Genomic DNA, 12,782 nt, shown 5'->3' with positions numbered 1-12,782 from the left:
ATTCGGGGGCATAGTGGGACTATGGAACAGAACCAAGATAGCCATTCCACTCGTGGGTCCTATGTCACCCAAGGAGAAGAATTCACCCGGGACACCAACTACATCGAGGACCGGATTCTTGATGGAACGGACCTGCCCGCTGGAACCGAAGACCGCGATCGTGGGGTTTGGCCGGTTGAAGCAGAACGTTATCGCCTGATTGCGGCACGCGCGTGTCCGTGGGCCAACCGAACGATCATCGCCCGCAGGCTTCTCGGTCTGGAAGACGCCTTATCGATCGGCATGCCCGGACCGACACATGACGCCCGTTCCTGGACATTTACATTGGACCCGGACGGTAAGGATCCGGTGCTGGGAATCGAAAGGCTCCAACAGGCGTTCTTCGCGCGCTACCCGGATTACCCCCGGGGCATCACGGTCCCCGCTATCGTGGACGTCCCGTCGGGAAAAGTGGTCACCAACGACTTCCCGCAGATCACCGAGGATTTTTCGAAGCAGTGGACCGCGTTCCACCGCGAAGGTGCCCCGGATCTGTGGCCCGAAGAACTCGAGGAGGAGATGCGTGAAGTCATGCAACGCGTCTTCACCGAAGTGAATAACGGCGTGTACCGTTGCGGCTTCGCGGGCTCGCAAGAAGCGTACGAGAAAGCCTATCGGAGGCTCTGGACCGCGATGGATTGGCTTGAAGAGCGCCTGTCCTCCCGGCGTTACCTCATGGGCGATCACATCACCGAGGCTGACGTCAGGTTGTTCACCACCCTGGCGCGATTCGATGTCGTCTATTTTTCGCATTTCAAGGCGAACCGGCAAATGCTCTCAACCTTGCCGAACCTGTGGGGGTACGCACGCGATCTCTTCCAAACGCCCGGCTTCGGCGACACGGTCGACTTCGAGCAGATCAAGGAGCATTACTACGGGGTGCAACGAGACATCAATCCGACGGGCATTGTGCCCGTAGGCCCTGATACCTCCGGTTGGCTGACCGATCATGGACGGGAACGTCTCGGCGGAAGCCCGTTCGACACCGAGAACGGAGCGACGCCGCCCGGGCCGGTTCGTGCAGACGAGAAGGTTGCGGCGGGTCACAACCCGCTCTATCCCGTCAGCGCCTAAACGGAGGAGGTCTGCCGGCCCTGGCGGGCGGTGGCGCAGCCGCTGGGACAGGTGAGGTTCTTCGCCGCACAGTCAGGGCACAAGAGAATAAGCTCCCGGCAGTCCTGATTACTGCAGTTCTCGAACTTGTTCGAGGCTGATCCGCAGGCTTCGCAACGACCGATCATCACGGCCTCCGGGGAGAACTCGATGTGCATTCTCTGGTCGAAAACGTAGAGGGAACCTTCCCACAACCCCGCGTCGCCAAATTTCTCGCCGTAGCGAACGATTCCGCCGTCGATCTGATAGACGTCCTCAAACCCCCGATTTTTCATGAGGGCCGAAAGGATCTCGCAACGAATCCCACCGGTGCAGTACGTGACAACTTTTTTGTCCTTGAGGTCATCGTATTTTCCGGATTCGAGCTCGGCCAGGAAGTCGTGCGTGGTTCGCGTGTCCGGCACCACCGCATTCTTGAATCGCCCGATGCGAGCTTCGAACGCGTTCCGGCCGTCGAAGAAGACGACATCGTCCCCGTTCTGCTCGACGAGTTCGTTGACTTGCTCCGGGCTCAAGTGGGTTCCTCCCCCGACGACGCCGTTCTCGTCCACCTTGAGTTCGTCCGCGGCGCCGAACGCCACGATCTCTTCGCGTGCTTTGACGGAAAGCCGAGGGAAGTCCTCGGCACCACCGTCGGACCATTTGAATTCCATGTCCCGGAATCCGGAAAACTGCCGAGTGGTGCGGACATATTGTTTGACCGCGCTGATCTCACCGCCGACGGTTCCATTGATGCCGTGTTCGGATACGAGAATACGACCTCTCAGCCCCCATTTTTCGCAGAGAGCGCGTTGCCAGAGCACGACGGACTCGGGGTCCGCGATGGGAGTGAACTGGTAATAGAGAACGATGCGAGAAAGAGCCACGAAAGTATTTTAGGCGATGCCCGCCCCGTGGTGAGCGTGATCTTCGGCCCGATGCTCCGGCGCCGGGCTCAGTCACCTAGCCGGAACCTTCGACCGGTGATCTCGGTCGGCGTGATCTCCACGAACTCAAGCTTCTCTGTGCGCACCCACGGGAACAGGGGCATCGCGGCCACCCGGTCCGTCTCTGCCGGATCGGTCAGCAGACGCGCGCTACCTCGCACTACGACGCTGTGCGCGACCGCCCCTTCAATTTTGTCCGTTTCCAAGGCCACATTCGGGTTCAGCTGAAGCTTGGTGAGTTTGCTCCCGGGAGCGGTTCTGAAATAGATCCGCCCGTCCGAAGCGAAGATGTTCAGTGGCGTGATGTCGATTTCGCCTTCGTCGACGGTGACGAACCGTGCGATTCGCGCTCGGGAAAGGACCTGCCAGCTCTCATCATGGGTCAGTTCCCGGACCCGGGGCCCATCATCATACGAACGCTTCTCACCTGAGATATTCATCGGCATGTTCATGGCTTCAGTTTGCCACGAACAGTTGATTTTGTGGCCACTTCGCGGCCTAAACACCGCGGCTACGGACGCGGTCGAGATGCGGATCTGCGCCGCGATGACAAGGGTGTCACAATGGTCTAGTGCCGCAGCCCAATCACCTCCTCCGAGCGCTCAACCGAGGCGATAATCCACCGGAGGTCGTCCATACCCGCGTCCTACCCGAACGCGATGCTGTGACTTCGTCCTGGCCGGATTGGCTCCATCCGAACGTCGTCGACGCGTTTCAGGGCCTCGGAGTTCCAGAGCCGTACCGCCACCAGGTTCTCGCGGCCGACGCCGCTCATTCGGCCCAGGCTCGATCTGTCGAATATGCAACGGAGTGCAGATCCGCCGGAAGGCAGGTCTCGACAGGAAGAGGGCACCACGTCATCGTCGCCACGGGGACCGCTTCTGGAAAATCCATGGCGTACCAGATGCCGACGCTGGACGCGATCGTCCGAGGCTCGGTAGAGCCTGGTTCAAGGCTGCATTCAAGGGAAGCCACGGTACTTTATCTAGCGCCAACCAAGGCTCTTGCGGCCGACCAGCTGGCCTCGGTGCGATCTTTGGAAGTGCCTCAGGTTCGTGCGGACACGTACGACGGAGACACGGAGTTCGGCGAACGGGCCTGGATTCGCGATCACTCGAACTTCGTGTTGTGCAATCCAGACATGTTGCACGCGGGAGTTCTGCCGAACCACGAACGCTGGGCGAGGTTCCTGCGCCAGCTGCGTTACGTAATCGTCGACGAGGCTCATGGATATCGCGGAGTGTTCGGCGCTCACGTCTCGATGGCCTTGCGACGACTGAGGCGCATCTGCGCACTTCATGGTTCCTCCCCGACATTCATCGGAGCCTCGGCGACCTCAGCCGATCCGCAGCGATCATTCTCAAAGCTCTTGGGGGTCGAGGAACCGAGGGTCTCTTCTTTCGTCCACGACGATTCGCCGCACGGGTCCGTCACGGTGCTTCTCTGGGAACCGCTTTTGGAAGAAACAGTCTCCCGCGACGGACTTGCCCCGGGAGTACCTCGTGTGCCCGACACGACCAGCGCACTGCCGACGCCGTCCTCCCCAACCTCCCCCGTGCACACGCGCGGGTTCAACGGTGCGGGTCCGACGGGCGCTGGAGAAAACGGCGCACCGCGTCGTCGCTCGGCATTGTCCGAGGCAGCCGAGATGCTCACCGATTTGGTCGCGGAACGCATTCGGACCATTGCATTCATCAAATCCAGACGCGGGGCCGAAACAATGGCCGGTCAGGCTCAGGATTATCTTCAGGATATAGACCCCTCGGTGGCCCACAGGGTCTGTGCCTATCGTTCGGGATATCTTCCTGAGGAGCGGCGCGAACTCGAGCGCCAAGTCCGTTCGGGGGAAATGCTGGGTGTGGCCTCGACTCCTGCTCTCGAGCTGGGGATCGACGTCGCCGGCCTCGATGCGGTTCTGGTCGCGGGTTGGCCGGGGACGCGGGCTTCGTTCTTCCAACAAATCGGCCGTGCCGGCCGTGCCGGCCAGGAGTCCCTCGCGGTGTTCGTCGCAAGCGATGATCCCCTTGATACCTATTTGGCACATCACCCTCGGGATATTTTCGACACGACCGTCGAGTCGACCGTTTTCGACCCGAGCAACCCTTATGTTCTTGCACCTCATCTCTGTTCGGCCGCCGCCGAGAGGCCGCTGCGCCTGGAGGAGTTGAGCTTGTTCGGGCCGACTGCCGAGTCTGTGCTCGATACTTTGGTCCGCGATGGCTACCTCCGTCGACGACCGACCGGTTGGTTTTGGACACATCCCGAATCTGCCGCTGAAATGGTGGATATCCGGGGCGGCGGTGGTCATCGGTTACAGATCATTGACGCCGAGACGGGCGGAATCATCGGAACGATGGAATCCAGCCAGTCGCACTATCAGGCACACCCCGGGGCCATTTACGTGCATCAAGGAAAGACCTGGCACGTAGAAGAGCTGGACGAGGAGTCAAGAGCGGTCGTTGTCAGCCGCGCGCACCCCAACTTCTATACCCAGGCCCGGGACGTCACGGAGGTGAGCGTCCTCGAGACCGAAGACAGCAGGAGTTGGGGGACCGTGACTCTCAACCGCGGCCTTGTCCGAGTCCGAACCCAGGTGGTCTCTTTTCAGAGGAAAGCGTTGTCGAGCAATGACCTCATCGACGAGGAGCCCCTGGATCTCGATGCGCAGGAGCTCGTGACACGAGCCGTCTGGTGGACCATTCCCCCGAATCTCATGACCACCGCCGGCGTCGTCGAATCCGACGTTCCCGGGGCCTTGCACGCGGCCGAGCACGCTTCGATCGGTCTGCTTCCACTCGTGGCAACCTGTGACAGATGGGATATCGGAGGCCTCTCCACCGCGCTGCACGTCGATACCGAGCTGCCCACGATCTTTGTCTACGACGGGTATCCGGGTGGTGCAGGCTTCACCGAACATGGTTTTTTCGTCGCGCGTTCCTGGCTCAAGGCGACGCTCGAAGCGATTGTCTCGTGCGAATGTGAGAACGGATGTCCCTCGTGCGTTCAGTCTCCGAAGTGCGGCAACAAGAACAATCCCTTGAGCAAATCAGGCGCCGTTGCCTTGCTCCGGGGCATGCTCGCTGAGGCGGCCCCCGATCTCCTCGGAAGATGAAGCTGCTTCCTCTTCTTCGGACGGAGGGGGGCCGGCACGAGAGATCCCGCGCGCCGGGCCCAGGACCGCGAGCATGGGGTGCAGCGAGACTTCGACTTCGACATCGACGACGTCACTTCTTTCCGGTGCTAGCGCGCAGTGAACGAGCCTGGCCCCGTTGTCCGCGCCCAACGAACGCGCGATGTCGCAAGGTTCCCCCGGGGTGATCCCTCGGGCCGCATCAGCCGCGGCAAGGGCTGCGAGGTCGGCAGACTTGGCCGCGCGATGGTTCATCAGGGCCACGTGGCTCACGCCCGAGACCAGCATCAGAAGGCTGATGACCATCATGACGACGACGATACCCATGACGGCCGCCGATCCTTGGTCGTCATCGCAATCACGGACCTGCCGCACATCGAATCGGATGACGCTCACGGCTCGGTACCGGTTTCCCGCTGAGCGTGCGCGTGCGAGGTGAGAACGAGATTTCCCCAGCTCCCGAGGATTCCGGGGGGCCGAGCTGAAACGCTGATCTCAATGTCTTGTCCGGACCGCTTGATGTCGACGCGAGCATCATCTCCCGCTATACCCCGAGCTACGTGTGACGTTTCTTCCCACGGTTCACCTCGCGCGGCTGACCTGGCCGACATCCGTGCGGCTTCTTCGACTTTGACGGCGCATGCTCCGACAGCTCCGGCACCGACGACGAATGCAACCAGAATGATGACCACCGGCATGACCACAGCGAACTCTGCCGTTATCGTTCCGGATTCGCCGTCTGGATTCAGAAAAGCTCTCGCTCGTGGGCAAGAGACCGATACATTTTTTCGGCGGCGACCAACGGCCGAATGCAACTGGTTACCCGAAGCGGCGTCTTTTCGTCCTATCTCCACTAGGTTTCCTTCCTGCACATGCGTGGTTTGATGCGTGGCTTCCTGAGTGCGGCATGAACGACGAGGGCGCCGAGAAGTCTTTAAACGGCTTCACGGCGCCCTGTTGAGGCCCCTATCCAGTCGAGAGTGCCGTTCGTATCACGCCGAGCAGGAGTTCCTTGACTTCTCCACTCTTGAGGATCACCACGAGGAGGCCGGCAAAGCCGACGGCAGCAAGCATCACGATTCCGTATTCGGCTGTCGTCGCGCCGAGATCCGGGTCGTCGGGCTCTCCCGCTGGCGCGAGAACAGTTTTCGCGAGTGCTCGTTCCGGATTGCCCGGAGCATTCTCCTCGATGAATCCGGTTTGGTCGGTCAACTGGTCGTGCATCTTTTCTTTCCTTTCTCAGCCGGCTTGTCGGTTGCCGGAGTCCAGCCGTTCGCAAGATCTGGTCATCGCCAAGTGGTCGGCATGAGCCCAATCAGTACGGGTATTACTCCCAAACAGATGAATGCGGGCAATGAGCACAGGCCCAAAGGAAGCACGAGCCTGACGCCGAGTGCCGCGGCCAATTTCTCCGCTTCGCGATGTTCCGAACGACGCATTTGCCCAGCCCTCGCCCGGAGCAAGGACGACGACGGCGCACCGGTGCGGACCGCGAACCCCAGAACCTCCCGGAGCACCGCTGCGGTCTCCGTTGCCCGCCCGGTCCCGACCACACTCCACGCGTTGTCCCATGAGATTCCGAGCCGGAGCCTCTCGGCGGCAGAAACGAAAGCCGGGGACCCCTCTATCCTGGCAACGATGCCAACCGCTTCGGTCAGCGGCAGCCCTGCGTCGAGAATGGTTGCGACCAGTTCGAGACATACCCGAGGACTCAACTCATGGGCTCTCTGGCGTACAGAAACGAGATCACCCTGGATCAATCGCGATGATCGGGTCCCACCCAATCGATAGAGAACGCAACCCACACACAGCACAAGCACAAGCACAATCGTCACGGATTCCACCTTCGGGGCCCCAGCAATTCTCTAGCGGCTCTCGCAAGGGCTCCAGGTTTCCATGCAAGCAATCCGGAGAGGTGCGCCAGGAACGGCTGCTGGCTGTGTTCTCCCTGGGCCATGAGGACTAAGCGTCTGCTCCAAACCATGCCGATGAAGCCCAGAGTGATCCCCGCGGCCAAGGCCGCCTGCCCCCAAACTTGGCCGATGAGAATGCCGAGAGGATCGGTGCCCATCAGGGCGCCCAACCCCAGGCCCACTATGGGCAACGCGGAAAGAATTCTGGCCGTGGCACGCGGTCCTGCTAGCGCCGCCTCCCTGGCCGCCCATGCATCCAAATCATCCTCAACAGCCTCAGCGATCCTCTCCAGGACCTCTGCGAGCGACGCTCCCGTCTGTTGGGAAACCGTCCAAGCGGCCACGAGGGTATCGATGATCTGCCGCGAGGCGGTCGAACCGAGTTTCACCGACTCGAGAGCCCTCATCGGGTTCATTCCTGCCCCTGCGGCCCGGGCGGTCTGTTCCACAACGGAAGTAATATCTTTTTGCACGCGACTGGAATCCCCGTCAGTGACATGGGCGGGTCCGGCAGCCCGCGATTCTGCCAGTTCCAGCCACACCCGCTGTGTCGGTGCCCCGGCCCTGAGCAGTGCGGCGAGTTGTCGGATGGCCTCCGGCCAGAGCACCAGTTCCGCTTCCATCGGACGAGGCCGACAGGCTCCATTCACCAGAGAGAATATTCTGCTCTTCGCCTTGTTGTCTGGATTCGAGAGGCACGCCCACCTCGAGTTTCGCGCGAGAGATCTGCGGCCCATCCAATACAGGCCACACGCGCAGGCAATCGTCGTCAAAGCGTCCATCATCTGCCGCACTCCCCTCACGTCGCGGTGTTGGACTTCTTCGTCTCATGACCTGCCATGTACCGGCGTAGTTCCGCGCTCTGATCCGCCAACGTGAGCAGGTCGGACCAGGCCCGATCGTGTTTCGCCCCGCCATGATCGTCAAACTCTACGGCGATTGCTATCGCCAATTCACTGCCGCGGCCCGTCAGCACCCCGATGTGCCGAATCCACCGCTGCGACGCTGAACGGGACACGTGGACCACGACGTCGATCGCGTTGGCTGCTTGGCGTCCAACCGCATCCGGGCTGAGTCCGGCCAGGGCCCCGAGTGCCAGAAGCCGAGAAGGGACAGACGAAGCAGAATTGGCGTGAAGGGTTACTCCGCCGCCTTCGTGGCCAGTATTCATAGCGAGAAAGTAATCTTTGATTTCAGGGCCACGGCATTCCCCGAGGATCAACCGGTCGGGCCCCATCCGCAACGCCTCGCGGATGAGGTCGGTGAGCGACACCGCGCCTTGGCCTTCTGCATTGGAATGTCTGGTCCGGAGCGAAATGACATGAGGATGCGCCGGTGACAATTCCGCGGAATCTTCCAAGAGGATCAGCCGCTCCTTCGCCGGGCACAATTCCAGTAAAGAATTCAGAAACGTGGTCTTGCCGCTTCCGGTCGACCCGCTGATCAGAATTGATCGTTTTTTGGCCACGAGCGCCCTGAGCAGTTCCCCGGTTTCGGCAGTAAACATCCCATTGCGTTGCAACGATTCGAAACTTGGGCGGTTCGCGGGCTGGACCCTGATCGACAGATGCGTATGACTGGGCACGATGGGAGGTAGGACAGCGTGAATCCTGTAGCCGTTCGGGGACTGCACATCGGCACACGGATGGCTTGCATCCAAACGCCGGCCCTCGGCCGAAATCACTCGCATTGCGAGTGCACGAACTGTGTCCTCGTCGGGAAAACGCAGATCTCTCCTCTCGAGCCCATCAACACCATCCGTCCAGATCTCATCGGGAGCGTTGACGTATATGTCCGTCAGGCCAGGTTCTTCGAGCAAAGGCTCCAAGACCCCCAGTCCTTGGAATTCGGCCCTTTTCGATTCCCACAAGGCAAGCTTTTCCCCTGCCGCAACCATCGAAATCACGCCCCATTTCTCTGCAGCAAATGCTCACGAGTCAGACAGGACCCCTGGCTGCCTCGGGTCCGGACGAGCTCACGCCCGGGTCTCTGCCCTGAACGCCCCTCGAAACGTCGTCGAGCAGGAAGTGCAATTGACGCGAACTGCTGGTCCACCGAGGGAACGACATGCCTTGCAACGTTTGAAAAATCCATGATCGAGTCCTTGAGGGCATCCACGATCTCTCCAAGAGTCCGGCGCAGGGGGCGCCTGTAAGCGACCTCGAGGAGGTGACCTGATTCATAGGCATCGTGCACCGCGATCACGTGAGGTATCGCGGTGGCCAGTGGCATTCCGATGGCCTGAGCCACATCCGAGTCAGAAACGTCGCACCATCGTGGGCCGGTTCCGACAGGAACAATCGGCAAAAGACGAGACCAACGCTGACAAGCGGCCTTGGCCTGGCACAATCCACGAAGGGTGAAGGGAACCAGGAGCAAGAGAGCCGAGCATCGAAGGACAGCGGTCGTCTCCAGGCAAGACCAAGACAACGGAACGGCACCGAGGTCAACTACCGGAACGGCCTCTCGAGCCAAGTCTTCGATCGTCTCCCACAGTTCAGCCTCGGAAACGCCGACCTCATCTGGCTCGTCAGGATCACCCGAAAGAATCGGCAACCCATGCGGGCTGGGAACGGCTGCCACTACTCCAGCCGGGTCGGGACGTTTCGGAAGCCTCCGAATGTCCTGCCACCTCAGTCCGCGCAGAGGATCCGGTGCCACGCAAGCCTCAAGTGCCGTACTTCCGGGCACTGCGTCGACAATGATCGGCGAATCGCCGTCCTCCAACAAACGCGAGCCGATCCACAGCGATGTAGTCGAGGTTCCGATGCCGCCGCACGTCCCGAGGACGCCGATCGTCGGGTGCTGACGATCAGTGCGTTGAGCACTCGCGAGCCGATCAGCGAGCCAGGCCCTGCCTTGTGGAAGCATCACAACGTCAGGCTGACGCCAAAAACGAGCGATTTTTCGGGCGGCGTCCCACGGATCTTCTCCCCCATCAAAGCCGGCCACAACCAAGGGGCCATGAGGCCCTGGAGACGAGGAGAGGTCTTTTTCGGCGCGTCCAGACAATGTCAAGGCTTGTTCGGCTTCCATGACCATCGCATCCAACGGTCCGATCAGCGGGTTCTCTCCCGGTCCCACTCGGCGGAGACCTATGTCTGCCGCTCGTGCCACGTCCTCGGTAATACGCATGAAGATCCGACGATCGCCCCAAGCGACCAGTGTGCGAGTTACGCCATTCGAAGGGTCTTTGTCCGGAGCCCGATTGACCAGTTCGTGAACAAAGGCTTCCGAGTCCTGGATGCAAGTGGGGCGATCAGATCGGTGGTTTTGGATGTCCATGACGACATCCTGGCGCAGTTCAAATGCGGTGCCTCCACCAACTAGTTGGTAAAAACCTACGTTGTGGGTTCTATCCGCAGAGCCTCCGCCAATTGCTGTGCTGTGGACGATCCGAGCCACGCAGCAACGCTCCCCTGGATGCTCTGCTACTCGATCTCAAAATACAGGTGATAGTGCAAGGCACAACGTTCGTTGAAATCCGAACCGCACCGAGGACAGCAACTTGCAGATATGTAATCGTGAATCGGCAATTCCGAGTTGCAAGCACCGCACAAAATCGCTGCCGTCTGACGCTCGTCGACACTCCACTGACTGGCTTCGTGGGATTCGGCCTCCGCGTGGCAGAGATGACATGGGTAATACCGGTCGCAACACTTGAAACGAATTGCAATGATGTCTTCTGGTTGGTGATAGTGCACGCAACGCGTCATACGGTCTACGGTCCGACCATAAACCATGGGTTGTATCGAATCGCCGGAACTATTTCTCGCGTCATCCACAGGCTTAAACCTACGCCTCGTGTAGAGCGGGATAATAGTTGACATGCTCATCGTGATTGGCCCCGAAGACTCCAGTACTGCTCCGGATACGGAGGCAGCAGCCTGGCGTGCCATCACGGTAGAAGACGGAAAGAGCGGTTCTACTCGACGATTCGGGCCGGAACAGTTGCCACAATTCGTCGGAGCGGTTCTTCGAAACTCTCACCGCCCGGACCGAGTGCGATGGGTCTGGTCTTCCACTGCTGCCGTGTATCCGGCCCTTCTCCGGGCCGGTGTCTCAGTGTCGAGATGCTGGGATCTGGCGTTGGGCCAAGAGATCTTGGGCAATGCCGCAACTCTGCCCAGTAACGGCATTGACTACGCTCCGGTCGTCGATATCAACAAGGACTCCGGTCCTCTACCTCCCGGCCGCTTGTCCGTTCCTCGCATCGACCCGCATCAGATCTCGCTCTTTGACGCGCCCTCTCCTTCCCAAGCCCCACACGAAGCCACCGTTGACGATCTTCTCGCGGAGTTCCAGGCACAGTATCGAGCAGTCGAGGAAGCACCGGAGCGCCGGCGCCTTCGACTCCTGCTAGCGGCAGAATCGCAAGGTTCTCTTATTGCCGCAGAGATGTATCAGGAAGGGTTGCCGTGGAACGCCGAGATACACCGGCAAATCCTGGACGACCGTTTGGGGCCGATGCCACCCGAAGGCCAGCGTCCGGCCCGGATGCAGGAGCTCGCAGAAAGCATAGGAATAATGCTCGGATCGAGCCATCTCAATCCTGATTCTCCCCAAGAGCTCCTACGCGCGCTCAATTCGGCAGGGGTCGAGGTGACCTCAACCCGGAAATGGGATCTCGTGGCTTGGGCGGAGCACGGTGGAACACGTGCGGAATCGCGCAAAGAATTTATCGCCCCGCTGCTCAAATACAAACAGCTGTACCGACTCTGGACCGCAAATGGTTGGCATTGGCTGGATGAATGGGTTCGGGACGGCAGATTCCATGCAGCCTATGTAGTAGGAGGCGTCGTCACTGGTCGCTGGGCCGCACACGGCGGCGGAGCCATGCAGATTCCACAGACAGTCAGAGATGCCGTCCGGGCTGATCCCGATCACGTTCTAACCGTCGCGGATGCCTCCCAGGTCGAACCTCGTATCCTCGCGGCCATGTCCGGCGATGGCGCTCTGGCCGTCGCCGGACAAGGTAAGGACCTGTACGTAGGAATTGCAGAAATCGGTCGGAGGACGGGTTCGGCGCTCAAGGACAGACCGGCGGCCAAGATAGCCCTTTTGGGCGCGATGTATGGAGCCACCTCGGGGGAAGCCGGGGCGCTCGTCCCTCATCTCAAGCGCTTGTTCCCGGAAGCAATCGACCTTGTCGAGAGAGCCGCCACTGTGGGCGAACGGGGCGGTCAAGTAACCACGTGGCTCGGTCGTACTTCTCCGCTGCCGGACCAACGATGGTTCGACGCCGTCCGAGACGTCAGTACCGCAGCTTCGGAATCGCGTTCCCGAGCCATGTCCCGGTCGCAAGGCCGATTCACGCGTAACTTCGTCGTTCAGGGGACGGCGGCCGAGTGGGCCATGTGCTGGATGGGCGAAATCCGACGTCGGTTGCGGTCCGGAGGAGAAGGAGGCTCGCCGCTGCGCACCTCACTGGTCTTTTTCGTTCACGACGAAGTAGTCCTCCACGGCCCGGTGGCAGAGGCCGACAGCGTGGCACAAATAGTCACCGAGTCCGCGGGTGCAGCCGGGAGGTTGTTGTTCGGCAATGCTCCGGTGGATTTCCCTCTTACGGTCGCGACCGTCGGTTCCTATGCGGACGCGAAATGACTCGGGCCCCGGCGGCTCTCCCGACGCTGCCGGGAATCGGTTCTGCCCGCAACGACG

Annotated in this window: 13 protein-coding genes; 3 read left to right on the top strand and 10 right to left on the bottom strand. The window is 60.7% G+C overall.

The features are described from left to right. Positions 1-21 precede the first annotated feature (21 nt). Entirely contained in the window at positions 22-1,113 is a 1,092-nt protein-coding gene (locus EWR20_RS03655; protein ID WP_129359080.1) for a glutathione S-transferase C-terminal domain-containing protein, read from the top strand. Here the strand turns inward: EWR20_RS03655 and trhO are convergent. Together trhO and EWR20_RS03645 are read right to left on the bottom strand one after the other, a co-directional pair. Continuing rightward, positions 1,110-2,018, bottom strand: coding sequence for an oxygen-dependent tRNA uridine(34) hydroxylase TrhO (trhO, locus tag EWR20_RS03650; protein ID WP_129359078.1), 909 nt, complete (start codon positions 2,016-2,018; stop codon positions 1,110-1,112). The genes EWR20_RS03655 and trhO overlap by 4 nt on opposite strands. A 68-nt stretch (positions 2,019-2,086) precedes the next feature. Then, complete coding sequence (locus EWR20_RS03645) at positions 2,087-2,530, bottom strand: pyridoxamine 5'-phosphate oxidase family protein (protein WP_238147545.1); 444 nt, start codon at positions 2,528-2,530, stop codon at positions 2,087-2,089. A 119-nt stretch (positions 2,531-2,649) separates the two neighbouring features. Here EWR20_RS03645 and EWR20_RS03640 point away from each other — a divergent pair, with 119 nt between their 5' ends. Beyond that, on the top strand, positions 2,650-5,190 hold the full coding sequence (locus tag EWR20_RS03640; protein ID WP_129359076.1) for a Zn-binding domain-containing protein: 2,541 nt from the start codon (positions 2,650-2,652) through the stop codon (positions 5,188-5,190). On the opposite strand, the gene EWR20_RS03635 is transcribed toward EWR20_RS03640, so the two are convergent. From EWR20_RS03635 to EWR20_RS03600, 8 genes are all read right to left on the bottom strand, one after another. After that, positions 5,125-5,604 carry an Rv3654c family TadE-like protein gene (locus EWR20_RS03635; protein WP_238147544.1) on the bottom strand — a complete coding sequence of 160 codons (480 nt, stop codon included), beginning with the start codon at positions 5,602-5,604 and terminating at the stop codon, positions 5,125-5,127. The two genes, EWR20_RS03640 and EWR20_RS03635, sit on opposite strands and share 66 nt — an antisense overlap. Then, positions 5,601-6,062, bottom strand: a complete 462-nt coding sequence (locus EWR20_RS03630; RefSeq protein ID WP_129359074.1) for a TadE family type IV pilus minor pilin — start codon at positions 6,060-6,062, stop codon at positions 5,601-5,603. Before EWR20_RS03630 ends, EWR20_RS03635 begins: the two co-directional genes overlap by 4 nt. Positions 6,063-6,174: 112 nt before the next feature. Beyond that, positions 6,175-6,432, bottom strand: a complete 258-nt coding sequence (locus tag EWR20_RS03625; RefSeq protein ID WP_129359072.1) for a DUF4244 domain-containing protein — start codon at positions 6,430-6,432, stop codon at positions 6,175-6,177. Between the two features lie 62 nt (positions 6,433-6,494). Next, positions 6,495-7,043, bottom strand: a complete 549-nt coding sequence (locus tag EWR20_RS03620) for a type II secretion system F family protein (RefSeq protein WP_238147543.1) — start codon at positions 7,041-7,043, stop codon at positions 6,495-6,497. Beyond that, complete coding sequence (locus EWR20_RS03615; protein ID WP_165000941.1) at positions 7,040-7,744, bottom strand: type II secretion system F family protein; 705 nt, start codon at positions 7,742-7,744, stop codon at positions 7,040-7,042. Before EWR20_RS03615 ends, EWR20_RS03620 begins: the two co-directional genes overlap by 4 nt. Before the next feature lie 176 nt (positions 7,745-7,920). Then, positions 7,921-9,018: a TadA family conjugal transfer-associated ATPase gene (locus EWR20_RS03610; RefSeq protein ID WP_238147576.1), complete on the bottom strand. Its 1,098-nt coding sequence runs from the start codon at positions 9,016-9,018 to the stop codon at positions 7,921-7,923. 5 nt (positions 9,019-9,023) lie between these two features. Next, complete coding sequence (locus EWR20_RS03605) at positions 9,024-10,406, bottom strand: hypothetical protein (RefSeq protein WP_129359063.1); 1,383 nt, start codon at positions 10,404-10,406, stop codon at positions 9,024-9,026. Between the two features lie 146 nt (positions 10,407-10,552). After that, positions 10,553-10,837 carry a CHY zinc finger protein gene (locus EWR20_RS03600; protein WP_238147542.1) on the bottom strand — a complete coding sequence of 95 codons (285 nt, stop codon included), beginning with the start codon at positions 10,835-10,837 and terminating at the stop codon, positions 10,553-10,555. Between the two features lie 112 nt (positions 10,838-10,949). Between EWR20_RS03600 and EWR20_RS03595 the strand changes: the two genes are divergently transcribed. Next, complete coding sequence (locus EWR20_RS03595; RefSeq protein WP_129359061.1) at positions 10,950-12,725, top strand: bifunctional 3'-5' exonuclease/DNA polymerase; 1,776 nt, start codon at positions 10,950-10,952, stop codon at positions 12,723-12,725. Positions 12,726-12,782 lie beyond the last annotated feature (57 nt).

The organism is Rothia uropygioeca (genome assembly GCF_004136585.1).
Classification (GTDB): Bacteria; Actinomycetota; Actinomycetes; order Actinomycetales; family Micrococcaceae; genus Rothia.
The sequence above is the reverse complement of the archived record's forward strand: the minus strand, read 5'-3'. Positions and strand labels throughout refer to the sequence as shown.